Below are 16,057 nucleotides of genomic sequence, written 5' to 3'. Positions count from 1 at the left end.
ATGGCACACAAAACCGCCGACCGCATCCTGGAGTCCAGCAGCTCCGTGGGACTGGGCGCCTTTGTGCTGGGGGGCGCTGTCGATGCATATCGGCCGTTCTCCGCAGCTGGCATGGCAGAGGGAGACACCTGCCACTACATGATCAACGCGGTCGACTCCGTCGGCCGCCCAACCGGCCTGTTCGAACTCGGCCGGGCCACGATGGCCGATGGCGCGCTTGCGCGCACGCTGGTCATCGCATCGAGCAACGATGGCGCGAAGGTCGACTTTCCCGAGGGGCCGAAGCAGATCGGGTTGACCATCCTGTCGGCATCGACCGAGCAGCTCAAGGCCGATTGGCAGGATGCCCTCGGCCTCGACCAGACGGGCATGGTCTGCTACTTCGCGCAGGCCACGCCGCCGGCAGGCTACCTCAAGCGCAACGGCGCCGCGGTCTCGCGCACGACGTATGCGCGGCTGTTCGCGAAGATCGGCACGACGTACGGCGCGGGCGATGGCTCGACCACGTTCAACCTGCCTGACGGGCGTGGCGTGTTCGATCGCGGGCTGGACGATGGGCGAGGATTCGATCCTGGCCGCACGCTGGGGTCCTACCAGGACAGCGCGAATCTGTCGCACGCGCATGGTGTGGTGGATCCGGGGCATGCGCATGCGATCACGGATCCTGCTCATGCGCATGGCGTTGCCGATCCTGGTCATGCGCACGGGGCCTGGACGGATGCTCAGGGTCATCACACTCACGGACTCATCGCACCACAGGTATCGGGTGTTGGCTCCTATGGCGCAGGCGTGATCGCGCGGCTGGTCGACGGTGACGTGAACAGGGAAACCTACGGCGCAGGCAATCACGCCCACAACGTCGGTGTCGGAGGCTCCGGCACGGGCATCGGCATCTACGGCGCGGCCACCGGCATCGTCATCAAGACCGGCCCCACCGGCATCTCGCTGAACACCAGCGGCGACACCGAAGCCCGCCCACGCAACAACGCGTACCTCGCGTGCATCAAGTACTGACCATGAAAACCAAGACCGTCTATTCATTCGGCCCCGACCGGCTCTACTTCGGCCCTGTCGAGCTCGACGAGAGCGATCTCTCGCCGGCCGACGAGGGCGAGGTCTGGCTCGTCCCCGGCAATTGCCTGGTGGCGGAGCCGCCGCCGCCCATCGAAGGCAAGCGCTATTTCGCGGCGGCCAACGGCATGTGGATTGCCGAGGACATCCCCGCGCCGGAGCCTCTTCCCGAGCCACCCGTGACGCCGGAACCGGAAGCGCCAGGCAGCGAGCCGCCATTGACGCCCGAACCGCATGTGCCGACCCTCGAGGAGCGTGCCGCGGCCTTGCGCAGCGAAGTGCAGAAGCACCTAGATGCCACTGCCGTCGCCTATGGCTTCGACGACATCAGGACCGCGGTCACCTATGCCGACGAGCCGGCCGTTCCGCGCTTCCAGGCGCAGGGGCGCGCCTTTCGCGCGTGGCGCTCGCTGGTATGGGACTTCTGTTATTCCCTGCAGGACAAGGTCGCGGCCGGCCAGGTCGACGAGCCGACCCTGGAGCAGCTCCTGCAGATGCTGCCGGTGTGCGATTTCCTCGCGTTCCAGCCGGCTCCCGATCAGGAGCCGCCGTCGTCCTCTGAAACCCCGGCGGAGTAGCACCGATGTTCGGCGCATTGACCTTCGGAGCATCGACTTTCGGCGCCAAGCCGTTCTCGGGCGCGCTCGTCTTCGAGGTGGCAGGACTTCTGGCGGCGAGTACTGACGTGGAGGGCGGCGGTGCCGCACGGGCTTCTTCTGGCGGTTCGATCGAACTGAATGCCGAGGCCAAGGCGGGCCTGATCGCGTTGCGCAGTGCCGCCGGGGTGGCGACGCAGGGTGCCCCGCTTGGCGGACAGAGTTCGATCGTGTCCAACGTCTACGGGCTCGTGTCGCAGTCGGCACCGCTGATGGGCGTGGGATCCGCAGTCATTTCCTCCGAAGCCACTGTCGAGGCATCGTCCGAATTCCTGGGATACCGCCTGCGAGCCTACGACCAGCTGTTCCCCGCCAACGTGGCGAACGGCGACGTCGTGCAGATTGGACCGCGACTGTACGAATGGCTCGCAAACGCTGGCCGCTGGCGTCCGGCGGGCCCGGCCCCCTGAGACCTTGATTGATGCAGGGCGAAGCCCCGGGACGATGCAGACGCATCGCTCCGGGGCTTTTTCGTGGCCGTTTCATTGCTGCTGCGTCACCTGGGCAAGAAGAGGTCCGCGTCGAAGATGAGTATGATTCTCATTATCTGATATCTCTTTTTTCCATGAATCCCCGAACGTCCTCGCCCGCCGTCCGGCGCACGTCGTGAGCTCCAGTCTTCGTTACCGCTTCGGCGTGGCCGCCCGCGCCATAGCCGCCATCCTCGGCGGCTATGGCGTCGCCGCCCTGTCCGCCGCCGTGCTCGCCCTGTGCCTGCCCGCCGCCTTCGGCATGGCCCGCAGCGAAGCCACGATGACCGGCACGCTGGCTTCTTTCCTCGTCTTCGCGCTCGCCGTGATGTGGGTCTTTGCCGCGCGCACCGCGCTGCGTGCCTGGTCCGGCCTTGTCATTGCCACGGCGTCGCTCGGCGCGCTGCTGCTCGTCCTCCTGCGGCTCACCGGAGGAGCAGCAGCATGAAGGATGGTTTCCGCCAGTCGATGGCCTGGCTGCACACCTGGTCGGGCCTTCTGGTCGGCTGGGTGCTGTTCATGGTCTTCGCGGCCGGCACGGCGTCGTATTTCAAGGACGAGATCACGTTCTGGATGAAGCCCGAACTGCACGCCGCCGCGCAGCCCACCGTGCCGCCGGCTCGCGCCGTCGAAAGCGCCGTGGCCTACCTGCAGCAGCGCGGCGCCGACAGCCCGCGCTGGTTCATCAACCTGCCGAACGAGCGCCAGCCGTCGACCGACGTACTCTGGCTCGCGGCGCCCCCGCCGGCCGCTGCCGCCACGGCCGCGCCCGACGACAAGAACAAGAAACCGCCGCGCCGCCGCTTCGACCGCGCATCGCTCGACCCGGCCACCGGCGAACCGGTCACCGCGCCGCGCACCACGCGCGGCGGCGAGTTCTTCTACCGCCTGCATTTCGACCTGCACTACATACCCGCGCTGTGGGCGCGCTGGATCGTGGGCTTCTGCGCGATGTTCATGCTGGTGGCCATCTTCAGCGGCATCGTCACGCACAAGCGCATCTTCAAGGACTTCTTCACCTTCCGGCCGAAGAAGGGCCAGCGATCATGGCTCGACGCGCACAACGCGACGGCCGTGCTCGCGCTGCCCTATCACCTGATGATCACGTACACGGGCCTCGTCACGCTGATGTTCCTGTATATGCCGTGGGCGCCACAGGTGGCCTACAAGGACCGCGGCGGCGAGCAGGCTTTCTTCTCCGAAGTCTTCCCCGGCGGTGGCCGCGACCAGTTCAAGGCCTCGGGCAACAAGGTGCCGCTGGCGCCCATCGCGCCGATGATCGCGCAGGCCTCCGCGCACTGGAACGGCGCCGCGGTGGGCCGTGTCACCGTGCACCAGCCGAACGATGCCAATGCGGTGGTCTCGCTCACGCGTGCCGAAGGGCCGCAGCTGTCTTACGACCAGCCGACGATGCAGTTCAACGGTGCGACCGGCGCGCTGATCGGCACGTTCGGCGACGTGCCCAAGCCTGCGGCCGAGACGCGCGGCGTGCTCTACGGCCTGCACATCGGGCGCTTTGCGAATCCGTTGTTGCGCGCGCTGTTCTTCCTCTCTGGCATCGCGGGCTGCCTGATGGTGGCCACGGGGCTGCTGCTGTGGGCGGTGAAGGAGCGGCAGAAGTTCGCGAAGACGCTCAAGCAGGGCGGGCGTGTCGGCTTCGGCCTGCGGCTGGTCGACGGGCTCAACCTCGGCGCCATCGCCGGGCTGCCGCTCGCGATGGCGGCGTTCTTCTGGGCCAACCGCCTGCTGCCGGTCGAGATGGCCGAGCGTGGCGAGGCGGAGATCCGCTGGTTCTTCATCGTCTGGGGCGCGGCCGCGGTGCTGGGCCTGCTGCGGCCGACGCTGCGCATGTGGCAGGCGCAACTGGCGCTCGGCGCGCTGCTGTTCGTGCTGCTGCCGGTGCTCAATGCGTTCACCGGCCCCGCGCCGCTGACGGTGAGCCTGCGCTCGGGACCCAGTGCGGTGGCTGGCTTCGATCTCGTCGCCATCGCGCTGGGCCTGGGGTTCGCGAGCGCGGTCTGGCTCGTCGAGCGAAAGCGCCGCAAGACCATCACGCAGAAGCCGGCCACGAAGACACCGCCACAAGGGCTCGCTACCTCGGGAGGCGGCTCCTGATGCATGCCTTGCTCATGGCGCTGGTGTTCACCGCTTCGCTCGCGGGCTTCTGCGCGTTGAGCCTCGCGATGGACCGCCACAGCGAAGACGTATTCGGTCGCGGCAGCACGCCGGGCCCATGGCGGCGCTGGCTGCAACTGGGCGGCACCGCGCTCTTGTGCCTGTCGCTGGGCGCGAGCCTGCAGGCTGCCGGCAGCGCCATCGGCTGGGTGCTCTGGCTGGGCGCGCTCACCGCGACCGCGCTGGCGACGGTGGGCCTGCTGAGCGCGGTGCCGAGCCGCTTTCACTGGATCGCTTCCGCGACCGCAGTGCTCGCGCTCGGCGGAACGCTGCTCTACCTGCTGCTGGCGGCGCTGCTCGCCACCTGACGACCGGCGGCGTCGCCGGGCCTCACACCGGCCGTCGCACAGAAGTGCCGCCCGACAGCACGCCTTGCGTCATCGGCAGCGCCATGAAATCGTGCGGGAAGCCCTTCGTAACGGCGCTGACTGCATCGAGGCTTTGCAGCGTCTCTTCGTCGAGCACCACGTCGAGCGCGCCCAGGTTGTCCTCGAACTGCGCGAAGGTGCGCGCGCCGATGATCGGCATCACCACCGGCGCGCTGCGGTGCAGCAGCCACGCCAGCGCGATCTGCGCCGGCGAGCGCCCCTGCGCCTTCGCGATGCGCGACACCTCGTCGGCGATGTCGAGAGTGCGCGCGGTCAGTGCGCCGTTGCCGGCGGCTACGTCCTTGCGCGTGCCCGTCACGCCCGAATCGGGGCCCTTGCGGTGGTCGAGGTCGGCGCGCGTGTATTTGCCCGACAGCACGCCGCTGGCCAGCGGCGACCACGCCAGCACGCCGAGGCCCAGCTCCCGCGCCATCGGCAGCAGCTCGCGCTCCACCGTGCGTTCGATCAGGCTGTGCTCGATCTGCAGCGCCACCAGCGGCGCCCAGCCGCGCAGGTCGGCCAGCGTCTGCATGCGTGCGATCTGCCAGGCCGGCGTGTCGGAGACGCCCGCGTAGAGCACCTTGCCCGCGCGCACGAGGTCGTCGAAGGCGCGCATCACTTCGTCGAAGGGCGTGAGGTTGTCCCAGATGTGCAGGTACAGCAGGTCGATGTAGTCGGTGCCCAGGCGCTGCAGGCTGGCCTCGACCGAGCGGACCATGTTGCGGCGATGGTTGCCGCCGGCGTTCGGGTTGCCGGGCTGCATGTTGAGCGAGTACTTGGTGGCGAGCACCACCGACTCCCGCTTGCCGGCGACGAACTGGCCCACCAGCTTTTCCGAGCTGCCATTGGTATAGAAGTTGGCTGTGTCGATGAAGTTGCCGCCGCGCTCCACGTAGGCGTCGAACATGCGGCGCGACTCGCTCGCGTCGGCGCCCCAGCCCCAGTCGCTGCCGAAGGTCATGGTGCCCAGCGACATGGGGCTGACGCGCAGGCCGGAACGGCCGAGGGTGAGGTAGTTGTCGAGCTTCATGGCGAATGTCCTTTCAAAGGGTGGCGGCGCCGCGGTTGTCGCCGCGCCATGAGCCAAAGGTAGTTCGCGCATTGCTTCGGAAAAAGCCATGCTGGATGGATGCTTCATGAAGCCTGTCTTCATAATGAAGCCCATGTCGCCCGACCTGCTCCCCGCCATTTCCGCCTTCGCCCGCGTGGCCCACCACGCCAGCTTCACGCGCGCCGCGGAAGAATTGGGCGTGTCGCCCTCCGCCCTCTCGCAGACATTGCGCACGCTGGAGAGGCGCCTGGGCGTGCGCCTGCTCGACCGCACCACCCGGCGCGTGGGCGTCACCGAACTGGGGCAGCAACTGCTGAACGGCGCGCGCCCGGCGCTCGATGCGCTGGCGCAGGCGGTCGAAGGCCTCGACGAGGCGCGCGACAAGCCCGCCGGCCTGCTGCGCCTGAACGTCTCGCGGGTGGCGGCCGAGCTGCTGCTCTTTGCGCACATGGGCGACTTCGCCGACGCCTGGCCGGACATCACGCTCGAGCTGGTCTGCGACAACCGCATGGTCGACCTGGTGGAAGGAGGCTTCGACGCCGGTATCCGGCTCGGCGAAAGCCTGGCGCAGGACGTGGTCGGCGTACCGGTGGGCGGTCCGCTGCGCATGGTCACCTTTGCCGCGCCGCGCTACCTCAAAGGCCGCAAGCCGCCGCGCGTGCCCGAAGACCTGCGCGAGCACCGGTGCCTGAACTACCGCCTCACCACGGGCGGCCTCTATCGCTGGGAATATGCGCAGGACGGGCGCGTGCTGGACATCGCGCTGCCCGGCCCGTTGATCAGCAATGACAGCGAGGTGCTGCTGGCGGCTGCCCGCGCGGGTGCGGGCATCACCTCGGCCTTCGAGGGCGCGGTGCGCGAGGACTTCGAGAGCGGCCGCCTCGTGCCGCTGCTAGAGCCCTGGTGGCCCACCTTCCCGGGCTTCTACCTGTACCACCCGAGCCGCGCGCAGATGCCGCGCAAGCTGCGTGTGTTCATCGACTTCCTGCAGGCGCGGCATGCGCCGCCGCCAGTGTCGCAGCGGGCCGTCAGGCTCGCATCAGCGCCTCGATCTCGTCCGCCTTCACCGGCACGCCGCGCGAAATGAGCTCGCAGCCGGTGGCGGTGACGATCGCGTCGTCCTCGATGCGGATGCCGATGTTGTGGAACTGCTCCGGGACGCCGTCGGCCGGCCGCACGTAGATGCCAGGCTCCAGCGTCAGCACCATGCCCGGGTGCAGGATGCGGCTCGGGCGGTTCTTGATGACCTCGTTCGACAGCGGATCCTTGCGTTCGCTCACTTCGCCGACCTGCGTGGGCTCGACGTAGCTGCCGCAGTCGTGCACGTCCATGCCGAGCCAGTGGCCGGTGCGGTGCATGTAGAACTGGAAGTAGGCACGCGAGTCGATCACGTCCTGCACGTTGCCGACCTTGTCGGCGTCGAGCAGCCCCAGGTCGAGCATGCCTTGCGACAGCACCTTCACGGCCGCGTCGTGCGGGTCGTTGAAGCGGTTGCCGGCCTTGGTGGCTGCCGCCGCGGCGTCCTGGCTGGCCAGCACCAGGTCGTACAGCGCGCGCTGCGGGCCGGTGAACTTGCCGTCGGCCGGGAAGGTGCGCGTGATGTCGCTCGCGTAGCCGTCAAGCTCGCAGCCCGCGTCGATCAGCACCAGCTCGCCCTTGCGCACCGGCGCCGCATCGGCGCGGTAGTGCAGCACGCAGGCGTTGGCACCGGCCGCGACGATGGAGTAGTAGGCCGGGTACTGCGAGCCGCCGAGGCGGAATTCATGCAGCAGCTCGGCATCGAGGTGGTACTCGCGAGCGTCCTTGCCCTCGCGCAGCATGCGGGCCGACAGCTGCATCGCGCGGACGTGCGCGCGGGCGCTGATCTGCGCGGCGCGCCGCATGATGTCCTGCTCGTGCGCGTCCTTCACGAGGCGCATCTCGTCGAGCGGACCGCACAGGTCGCGCTGCTCTTCGGGGCACAGCGCGCCGTAGCGGACGCGGGCACGCACCGACTGCAGCCAGCCGTCGATGCGTGTCTCCAGACCCTTGTGAATGGCGAAAGGGAACCACACGGTCGAGCGGTTCTCGAGCAGCTTCGGCAGTTTCGTGTCGAGGTCGGCGGCCGAGAAGGCCTCGTCGACACCGAGCGCCGCCGGCGCGGCGTCGGGGCCGAGGCGGTAGCCGTCCCAGATCTCGCGCTCCAGGTCTTTCGGCGCGCAGAACAGCGTGGCGCGGCCGTCGCCCGCCAGCACCAGCCAGGCGTTGGGCTCGGTGAAGCCGGTCAGGTAGTAGAAGTAGCTGTCGTGGCGGTAGAGGAAGTCGGTGTCGCGGTTGCGCGGGCGCTCTGGCGCGGTCGGGATGATGGCGATGCCGTCCTTGCCCAGTTGCGAGGCGAGGCGCGCGCGGCGCTCGGCGTAGATCGTGGTGGTGTCTGCTGAGGTCATCTTGGCGTGTTCAGTTGGGCAAGCCGTTCGGGGGTTCCCACATCGGTCCAGGGGCCGGTGTAGAGCTCGGCGCTCACCAGTTCATTGTCCATCGCGGCACGCAGGATCGGCGCCAATGGGGCTTTGCGGCCTGCCGGGTTGCCGGAGGGGATGTCGCAGTACGGCGGCGCGAACAGCGCGGCTCGGTACAGGCCGATGGTCGAGAAGGTGAATTTCTCGGGCGCCGTGTTGAGCGCGAGGCCGTCCGGCGAGAGGCCGAAGTCGCCCTTGGGGTTGTGCGCCGGGTTCGGCACCAGCCACAGGTGCGCGAGCTTGCCGCCAGCCATGAAGCGCTCGACCGAAGCCTGCGTGAAGGCGAAGCCGGGCGCGAACACGTCGCCGGCCGCGACCCAGAACACGTCGCCCAGCAGCGGCAGCGCACGCACGATGCCGCCGGCGGTCTCGAGCGCGCCGCCGAAGTCGCGGCCCTCGTCGGAGTATGAAATCGATAGCGCGGCGTGCCCGTCCAGCAAGGGCTTCGCGCCGAAGCGCTGTGAAATCTGCGCGCCGAGCCAGTCGGTGTTGACCACCAGCTGTGTGAAGCCGCCCGCGGCCAGCGCCTCCATGGGCCATTGCATCAGGGGCTTGCCGTGCACTTCGAGCAGGGGCTTGGGGCAGGTGTCGGTCAATGGCCGCATGCGCTCGCCGCGCCCCGCGGCGAGGATCATGGCCCGCACCGCGCTCACGCCGAGACCCGTCCGCGTTGAAGCTCGTTGCGCTCGCTGTGGCGGGGCTGGAACAGCGCCACCAGGCATTCCATCAGCGCATGCGCCTTGGCCGAGTGGTCGCCGCTGAAATTGCAGACGTACACGTCCAGCGTCACGCCGCGCTGCTCGGGCCAGGTGTGGACACACAGGTGCGATTCGGCCAGCAGCACCGTGGCGGTGACGCCGCCCGGCCCCTGCGGCGTGGCCGGAAAACCGTGGACCAGCCTGCCCACTGCCTGCAGCCCGGCGGCCGATACCGCCTTGAGGCAAACCGCTCCCAGCGCCTCCCGGTCGGTGAGCCATTGAAGGCCGCATTGGCAGTCGTGGAGGTCGGCGGTGAGGTGCAGCCCATGCATGGGTGGCAACTCTAGCAGTCCGGCCGCCGCACAAGAACATCCGCGGGGTGTTCGGGCCGTATCGGCAGCCGTTCGGGCTCGCCCGGTAAAATCGCGGGTTCCCCCTATCCCACCCACCCTTTTCCCCCGAAAGTCCCATGCCCATGGCAAACCAAGCCCTGATGGCCAACGCGATCCGCGCGCTGGCTATGGATGCCGTTCAACAAGCGAATTCCGGACATCCGGGTGCACCGATGGGCATGGCCGACATGGCCGTCGCACTCTGGGGCGAACACCTGCGCTACAACCCCGCGAACCCGCATTGGTTCGACCGCGACCGCTTCGTGCTCTCGAACGGCCACGCCTCGATGCTGCTGTACTCGGTGCTGCACCTCACCGGCTACGACCTGCCCATCGGCGAGCTCAAGAACTTCCGCCAGCTGCACAGCAAGACCGCCGGCCACCCTGAAGTCGACGTGACCCCCGGCGTGGAAACCACCACCGGCCCGCTGGGCCAGGGCATCACCAACGCCGTGGGCTTCGCGCTGGCCGAGAAGCTGCTGTCGGCCGAGTTCAACCGCAAGGACCACGCCATCGTCGACCACCACACCTACGCCTTCCTGGGCGACGGTTGCATGATGGAAGGCATCAGCCACGAAGCCTGCGCACTCGCCGGCGCCTGGCACCTGAACAAGCTCATCGCGCTGTACGACGACAACGGCATCAGCATCGACGGCCAGGTCAAGCCCTGGTACATCGACAACGTGGCAGAGCGCTTCCACGCCTATGGCTGGCACGTGATCGGCCCGATCGACGGCAACGACGCCGCCGAGGTGTCGAAGGCCATCGCCAAGGCCAAGCAGTCGACCGACAAGCCCACGCTCATCAACTGCAAGACCGTCATCGGCAAGGGCAGCCCGAACCGCGCCGGCACCGCCAAGGCACACGGCGAGGCGCTGGGCGCCGAAGAAATCAAGCTCACGCGCGACGCCATCGACTGGCACTACCCGCCCTTCGAGATCCCGGCCGAGGTGTACGCCGACTGGGACCACAAGGAAGCCGGCGCCAACATCGAAGCCGAGTGGAACGCCAAGTTCGCCGCCTACGCCGCCGCCTACCCCGAGCTGGCCGCCGACTTCACCCGCCGCATGAAGGGCGAGCTGCCCAAGGACTTCCACCAGGTCGCGTTCGACACCGTGGTTGCCGCCCACACCAAGGCCGAGACCGTGGCCAGCCGCAAGGCCAGCCAGCTCGCGCTGGAAGCCTTCACCGCCGCGCTGCCTGAAATGCTCGGCGGCAGCGCCGACCTGACCGGCTCCAACCTCACCAACACCAAGAGCACGCCCGCCCTGCGCTTCGATCCGAAGACCGGCGCCGTGGTCATGAACGTGCCGGCCGTCGAAGCCAAGCAAGGCGCCGAAGACGAAGCCAAGCCCGAAGCCCCCGCCGAAGCACCGCACGGCACCATCGGCCGCCACATCAACTACGGCGTGCGCGAGTTCGGCATGGCGGCCATCATGAACGGCGTGGCGCTGCATGGCGGCTACATCCCCTACGGCGGCACCTTCCTCACCTTCAGCGACTACAGCCGCAACGCCATCCGCATGGCCGCGCTGATGAAGCGCCGCGTGATCCACGTGTTCACCCACGACTCCATCGGCCTGGGCGAAGACGGCCCGACCCACCAGTCGATCGAACACGCCGCCTCGCTGCGCCTGATTCCGAACCTGGACGTCTGGCGCCCGGGCGACACGGCCGAAACCGCCGTGGCCTGGGCCGTGGCGCTGCAGAACCAGTCGCGCCCCACGGCGCTGCTGCTGAGCCGCCAGAACATCGCCTACGCACCCAAGAGCGAACTCGGCGACATCAGCCGCGGCGCCTACGTGCTGTCCGAGCCGGAAGCCGTCGGCCTCAAGAGCAAGAAGACGGCCGCCGTCATCATCGCCACGGGTTCCGAAGTGCAGCTCGCACTGGCCGCGCAGAAACTGCTGGCCGAGAAGAAGATCGCCGTGCGCGTGGTGTCGATGCCCTCGACCACCACCTTCGACCGCCAGGACCTCGCCTACAAGAAGGCCGTGCTGCCCAAGAAGCTGCCGCGCATCGCCGTCGAAATGGGCTGCACCGGCGGCTGGTGGAAGTACGGCTGCGCCGCCGTCGTGGGCATCGACACGTACGGCGAATCGGCGCCCGCGCCGGTGCTGTTCAAGCACTTCGGATTCACGGCAGAGAACGTGGCCGCCACGGTGGAAGCAGCGCTGCGCGACTGAGTCCCTTCGCCGGTTCACGACAGACAACAAGTTTTTCAACCTTAGGAGCAAGTCAGATGGCTATCAAACTCGGTATCAACGGCTTCGGCCGCATCGGTCGCAACGTGCTGCGCGCGGCAGTGCAGAACTTCAAGAACGACATCGAAATCGTTGCCATCAACGACTTGCTCGAGCCCGACTACCTCGCCTACATGCTCCAGTACGACTCGGTGCATGGCCGCTTCAAGGGTGAAGTGACGGTCGAAGGCAACACGCTGATCGTGAACGGCAAGAAGATCCGCCTGACGCAGGAGCGCGACCCGTCGCAGCTCAAGTGGAACGAAGTCGGTGCCGACATCGTGCTCGAATCGACCGGCCTGTTCCTCACCAAGGAAACGGCGCAGAAGCACATCGACGCGGGCGCGAAGAAGGTCATCCTGTCGGCACCGTCGAAGGACGACACTCCCATGTTCGTCTACGGCGTGAACGACAAGAAGTACGCCGGCGAAGCCATCATCAGCAACGCCAGCTGCACCACCAACTGCCTGGCCCCGCTGGCCAAGGTGCTGAACGACAAGTGGGGCATCAAGCGCGGCCTGATGACCACCGTGCACGCAGCCACCGCCACGCAGAAGACCGTGGACGGCCCGAGCAACAAGGACTGGCGCGGCGGCCGCGGCATCCTGGAAAACATCATTCCCTCGAGCACCGGCGCCGCCAAGGCCGTGGGCGTGGTGATCCCCGAGCTCAACAAGAAGCTCACCGGCATGAGCTTCCGCGTGCCGACCTCCGACGTGTCGGTGGTCGACCTGACGGTCGAGCTGGTGAAGGAAGCCACGTACAAGGAAATCTGCGCCGAAATGAAGGCACAGAGCGAAGGCGCGCTCAAGGGCGTGCTGGGCTACACCGAAGACAAGGTCGTCGCCACCGACTTCCGCGGCGACCCGCGCACCTCGATCTTCGACGCCGAAGCCGGCATCGCGCTGGACGGCACCTTCGTCAAGCTCGTGAGCTGGTACGACAACGAATGGGGCTACTCGAACAAGTGCCTGGAGATGGTGAAGGTCGTGTCGAAGTAAGGCTTCGACGCTTCAATGAAAAACGCGCCCGAGGGCGCGTTTTTTCATGGTGAGGACAAGTCGGGTATCTGCTCGGACGCATAGCGCGCAAGGAGCCCGCGCAATCCCTCCGCGTCGTAGCTGCGAGGGCCTGCCCAGGCCAGCTGCTCTTGAAGTTCCTGGTCTCGCGTAGCGTCCGGCACGAGCATCTGCATGCTCTCCTGCAGGCGGATTCCGCCGCTTGTGAGCCAGGCCACGGAAAACATCAGCGAGTCCAGATGTTTCCCCCAGTACAGCTGGGCGAGGACCCAGGCTTCCGTGTTGCCAGCCAGGCCGTATTCCAGCGCCGTGTCGTCCAGGGCTTGCTTGAACGTTGCCCAATCCGACGGATGCTCCCCTTCGCGGAAATTGCCTGCGCCGGGGGCGCCTATGGCCTGGGCGATCTGCGCATGAAGCGAGGCGATGAATGCGGGTTCGAGCGACACCTTGCTTTCCCTGGCCGATGCGACAACGCTGCGCCACCCCGACTGAATGGCGGCTTCGAGCGCTTCGGCCGATGCGGTGAGTGGACCCCAGTTTCCAAGCGCCAGCTCGATGCGAGCCAGTGCGCGTGCCAAGTCTGGGGCCCGAAGTTCGGCGTCTTCCCAGATAGTCGCACCGCAAGCGAAGGCCACGAGCGGGAAACTCAAACCGGCTCGAGCACGTGAATCAGCTTGCCCGCCGTCAGTTCCTTGGTCTTCTCGCTGTGCGCCTTCATGTGCGGCGCGACCGCGTGGGCCTGCAGGTGGGCCAGCGTTTCCCATTTCTCGATCACGACGAAGGTGTCCTCGCCGAAGCTGGCCTTCGACGTCGGGATGCCTTGCGCATCGACCGTCGCGCCGTATTCGATGCAGCCCTCTTCGGCCAGCACGGCCGCGCGGTTGGCGGCAAAGGCTTCGAGCAGTGCGGCACGCTGGCCCGGCTTGGCGGTGATGACTGCGACGACGTGGATCATTGAAAAGTCTCCGAGGGTTGATGTGATGGGGTGACGAATCGGTTTGCGAACGCCGAATCTAAGAGATCCGGCACTGCCGCGCCGGTCCGGTCCGCGACAACGCCGCGGCCTTGTCCCTATCATCGCCCGGATGTTCTTCCCGCTGCCCCGCACGGCCACGGCGCCTTTCTGCCCCTCCGAAGTGAAGGGCAGCGTGGCCGTTCCGCAGGACCTGCCTTTTTTCAGGAAGCTGATGCGCTACGCAGGCCCGGGCCTGCTGGTGTCGGTCGGCTACATGGACCCGGGCAACTGGGCGACCGACATCGAGGCCGGCTCGCGCTTCGGATACGGCCTGCTGTTCGTGGTGCTGCTGGCGAGCCTGGCGGCAATGCTGCTGCAGACGCTGTGCGTGCGCCTGGGGCTCGTGGCGCAGAAAGACCTGGCGCGCGCCTGCCGGGAGCATTACTCGCCGCGCGTCAACCGCGTGCTGTGGCTGGGCGCCGAACTGGCCATCGTGGCCTGCGACCTTGCCGAGGTGCTGGGCAGCGCGCTCGCGCTGCACCTGCTGTTCGGCGTGTCGATTCCGGTGGGAATCGCCATCACGGCCTTCGACACGCTGCTGGTGCTGGGCCTGCAGGGCGCGGGCTTTCGCCGCGTGGAGGCCATCGTGCTCGGGCTGGTCGGCACCATCGCGGGCTGCTTCGCGGTCGAACTGATGATGGCGCCGCCCAACTGGTTCGGCGTGGCGATGGGCTTCGCGCCGAGCCTGGAGCGGCTGCACCAGCCGGGCGCGCTGTACCTGGCCATCGGCATCGTCGGCGCCACGGTGATGCCGCACAACCTGTACCTGCATTCGTCCATCGTGCAGACCCGCCTCGTGGCCGATACCGAACCGGCGCGGCGCGAGGCGGTGCGCTTCTGCACGCTCGACGCGGTGGTGTCGCTGTCGCTCGCACTGCTGGTCAACGCGGCCATCATGGTGCTGGCTGCCAGCGCCTTCCATGCCACCGGCCACCGCGAAGTGGCGGAAATCGACGACGCCTACCGCCTGCTCGAACCCGTCGTCGGCAGCGCCTTCGCGGCCACGCTGTTCGGCATCGCGCTGCTGGCCTCGGGGCAGAGCTCGACCTTCACAGGCACCATTGCGGGCCAGATCATCATGGAGGGCTTTCTCGACCTGAAGATCCCGTGCTGGCAGCGCCGGCTGATCACGCGCGCGCTCGCGCTCGGCCCGGCCTTCCTCGGCGTCTGGTGGTTCGGCGACGGCGGTGTGGGCAAGATGCTTGTGCTCAGCCAGGTGGTGCTGAGCTTTCAGCTGCCGTTCGCGATGTGGCCGCTGATCCGCTTCACCAGCAGCCGCGCCATGATGGGCGGCTTTGCCAACGGGCCGGTGCTCAAGTCGCTGGCGTGGGGCCTGTTCGGCGTGATCAGTGCCGCCAACGTGTGGCTGGTGGCGTCGGTGCTCAGCGGCGGTTGAGCGAAGGCTCGGCCGCATCTTTGCCGAGCGCTGCCGCAATGAAGTCGACGAAGGTCCGCACGCGCGCCGACAGCTGGTGGCGCTGCGGGTACACGGCGTAGATGTCGGCGTCGGGCGTGCGGTAGTTCGCGAGCACCTGCACCAGACGGCCGCTGCGCAGGTAGCGCGCGATGTCCCACTCCGCGCGCATCAGGATGCCGTGGCCGTCGAGCGCCCAGTTGACCGCGATCTCGCCGTCGTTGGTGCTGAGGGCGCCGCGCGTCTTCACCGCCTCGGTGCGCTGCGCCGCGCCCCGGCCGGTGCTCAGGCGCCACATGCCGTAGGCCTCGTCGCCCTGGCGTATGCCGATGCAGCGGTGGTGCGCGAGGTCGTTGGGCACTCGGGGCTGCCCGGCGCGCGCCAGGTAGGCCGGCGAGGCGCACAGCAGCCGCCGGTTCGACGCGATGCGCCGCGCGATCACGCGGGCCTCGGGCGGCGCGCCGAAGCGGACGCAGACGTCGAAGGCGTCGTCGGTCAGCGGCGGCGGGTTGACCGACAGCTGCAGCTGCACCTCGACCTGCGGATGCTTGCGAACGAACTTCGAGATCAGCGGCGCCACATGGCTGCGGCCGAAGCCCAGCGTGGCGTTCACGCGCAGCAGGCCTTGCGCCTCGCCCTTGGCGCCGCCCAGCAGCTGCGCCATGTCGTCGATCTCGCCGAGGATGCGGCGCGCATGCGCCACGTAGAGCTCGCCTTCGGGCGTGAGGCTCATGCGCCGCGTGGTGCGGTTCACCAGCGTCACGCCCAGGCGCGTTTCCATCAGCGAGAGCCGCTTGCTCACGGCCGGCGTGCTGATGCCGAGTTCGCGCGCCGCGGCGCTCAGGCTGCCGCAGGCCGCAAGCGCGGAGAAGAAGCCGAGGTCGGCGGGCTGGACAGGCGACGTCATGGCAGCCTCACTGTTGAATTGAAGTTAAGGATGGATTCACTTCGGGCATGAATCGTTCGGCGCGCCGGATCCTACAGTGG

General features: G+C 67.9%; 17 protein-coding genes. 10 read left to right on the top strand and 7 right to left on the bottom strand.

Annotated elements, in window-relative coordinates; all coding sequences use genetic code 11:
• From ACWV14_RS31690 to ACWV14_RS31665, 6 genes are all read left to right on the top strand, one after another.
• Complete coding sequence (locus tag ACWV14_RS31690; RefSeq protein WP_454905884.1) at positions 1–1,014, top strand: phage tail protein; 1,014 nt, start codon at positions 1–3, stop codon at positions 1,012–1,014.
• A gap of 2 nt (positions 1,015–1,016) precedes the next feature.
• Positions 1,017–1,649: a hypothetical protein gene (locus tag ACWV14_RS31685; RefSeq protein WP_454905882.1), complete on the top strand. Its 633-nt coding sequence runs from the start codon at positions 1,017–1,019 to the stop codon at positions 1,647–1,649.
• Positions 1,650–1,654: 5 nt separating this feature from the next.
• Positions 1,655–2,137, top strand: coding sequence for a hypothetical protein (locus tag ACWV14_RS31680; protein WP_454905880.1), 483 nt, complete (start codon positions 1,655–1,657; stop codon positions 2,135–2,137).
• Positions 2,138–2,333: 196 nt separating this feature from the next.
• Positions 2,334–2,645 carry a DUF3649 domain-containing protein gene (locus ACWV14_RS31675; protein WP_454905878.1) on the top strand — a complete coding sequence of 104 codons (312 nt, stop codon included), beginning with the start codon at positions 2,334–2,336 and terminating at the stop codon, positions 2,643–2,645.
• Positions 2,642–4,312: a PepSY-associated TM helix domain-containing protein gene (locus tag ACWV14_RS31670; protein ID WP_454905876.1), complete on the top strand. Its 1,671-nt coding sequence runs from the start codon at positions 2,642–2,644 to the stop codon at positions 4,310–4,312. Before ACWV14_RS31675 ends, ACWV14_RS31670 begins: the two co-directional genes overlap by 4 nt.
• A complete protein-coding gene (locus tag ACWV14_RS31665; protein WP_454905874.1) occupies positions 4,312–4,680 on the top strand; it encodes a DUF3325 domain-containing protein in 369 nt (122 codons plus the stop codon). Before ACWV14_RS31670 ends, ACWV14_RS31665 begins: the two co-directional genes overlap by 1 nt.
• A gap of 22 nt (positions 4,681–4,702) precedes the next feature.
• Here the strand turns inward: ACWV14_RS31665 and ACWV14_RS31660 are convergent, their stop codons facing one another.
• Complete coding sequence (locus ACWV14_RS31660) at positions 4,703–5,770, bottom strand: aldo/keto reductase (protein WP_454905873.1); 1,068 nt, start codon at positions 5,768–5,770, stop codon at positions 4,703–4,705.
• 133 nt (positions 5,771–5,903) lie between these two features.
• Between ACWV14_RS31660 and ACWV14_RS31655 the strand changes: the two genes are divergently transcribed.
• Positions 5,904–6,878 (top strand): LysR substrate-binding domain-containing protein, encoded by a 975-nt coding sequence (locus ACWV14_RS31655; RefSeq protein WP_454914192.1) that lies wholly within the window; start codon positions 5,904–5,906, stop codon positions 6,876–6,878.
• Here the strand turns inward: ACWV14_RS31655 and ACWV14_RS31650 are convergent.
• From ACWV14_RS31650 to speD, 3 genes are read right to left on the bottom strand one after another with little or no spacing between them, the layout of a single operon-like run.
• Entirely contained in the window at positions 6,820–8,217 is a 1,398-nt protein-coding gene (locus ACWV14_RS31650; RefSeq protein ID WP_454905869.1) for an aminopeptidase P N-terminal domain-containing protein, read from the bottom strand. The two genes, ACWV14_RS31655 and ACWV14_RS31650, sit on opposite strands and share 59 nt — an antisense overlap.
• Complete coding sequence (locus ACWV14_RS31645; RefSeq protein ID WP_454905867.1) at positions 8,214–8,924, bottom strand: nucleotidyltransferase family protein; 711 nt, start codon at positions 8,922–8,924, stop codon at positions 8,214–8,216. Before ACWV14_RS31645 ends, ACWV14_RS31650 begins: the two co-directional genes overlap by 4 nt.
• Positions 8,925–8,938: 14 nt before the next feature.
• The gene (speD, locus tag ACWV14_RS31640) at positions 8,939–9,319 is read right to left on the bottom strand and encodes an adenosylmethionine decarboxylase (protein ID WP_454905866.1); all 381 of its coding nucleotides are present in this window, start codon (positions 9,317–9,319) and stop codon (positions 8,939–8,941) included.
• A 143-nt stretch (positions 9,320–9,462) separates the two neighbouring features.
• Between speD and ACWV14_RS31635 the strand changes: the two genes are divergently transcribed.
• Both ACWV14_RS31635 and gap read left to right on the top strand, forming a co-directional pair.
• Complete coding sequence (locus tag ACWV14_RS31635) at positions 9,463–11,565, top strand: transketolase family protein (protein ID WP_454905864.1); 2,103 nt, start codon at positions 9,463–9,465, stop codon at positions 11,563–11,565.
• 56 nt (positions 11,566–11,621) lie between these two features.
• On the top strand, positions 11,622–12,623 hold the full coding sequence (gene gap / locus ACWV14_RS31630; RefSeq protein ID WP_007828559.1) for a type I glyceraldehyde-3-phosphate dehydrogenase: 1,002 nt from the start codon (positions 11,622–11,624) through the stop codon (positions 12,621–12,623).
• A gap of 44 nt (positions 12,624–12,667) precedes the next feature.
• Here gap and ACWV14_RS31625 read toward each other — a convergent pair whose 3' ends face one another.
• A complete protein-coding gene (locus tag ACWV14_RS31625) occupies positions 12,668–13,219 on the bottom strand; it encodes a hypothetical protein (RefSeq protein WP_454905862.1) in 552 nt (183 codons plus the stop codon).
• 68 nt (positions 13,220–13,287) lie between these two features.
• A complete protein-coding gene (locus tag ACWV14_RS31620) occupies positions 13,288–13,596 on the bottom strand; it encodes a putative quinol monooxygenase (RefSeq protein WP_454905860.1) in 309 nt (102 codons plus the stop codon).
• Between the two features lie 130 nt (positions 13,597–13,726).
• On the opposite strand from ACWV14_RS31620, the gene ACWV14_RS31615 reads away from it, so the two are divergent.
• A complete protein-coding gene (locus tag ACWV14_RS31615; RefSeq protein WP_454905858.1) occupies positions 13,727–15,052 on the top strand; it encodes an Nramp family divalent metal transporter in 1,326 nt (441 codons plus the stop codon).
• On the opposite strand, the gene ACWV14_RS31610 is transcribed toward ACWV14_RS31615, so the two are convergent.
• The gene (locus ACWV14_RS31610) at positions 15,039–15,977 is read right to left on the bottom strand and encodes a LysR family transcriptional regulator (RefSeq protein WP_454905856.1); all 939 of its coding nucleotides are present in this window, start codon (positions 15,975–15,977) and stop codon (positions 15,039–15,041) included. The genes ACWV14_RS31615 and ACWV14_RS31610 overlap by 14 nt on opposite strands.
• Positions 15,978–16,057 lie beyond the last annotated feature (80 nt).

It is taken from the genome of Variovorax durovernensis (assembly GCF_977011995.1).
Note: the sequence above shows the minus strand (reverse complement) of the source record. Positions and strands in the feature narration are given on the sequence as shown.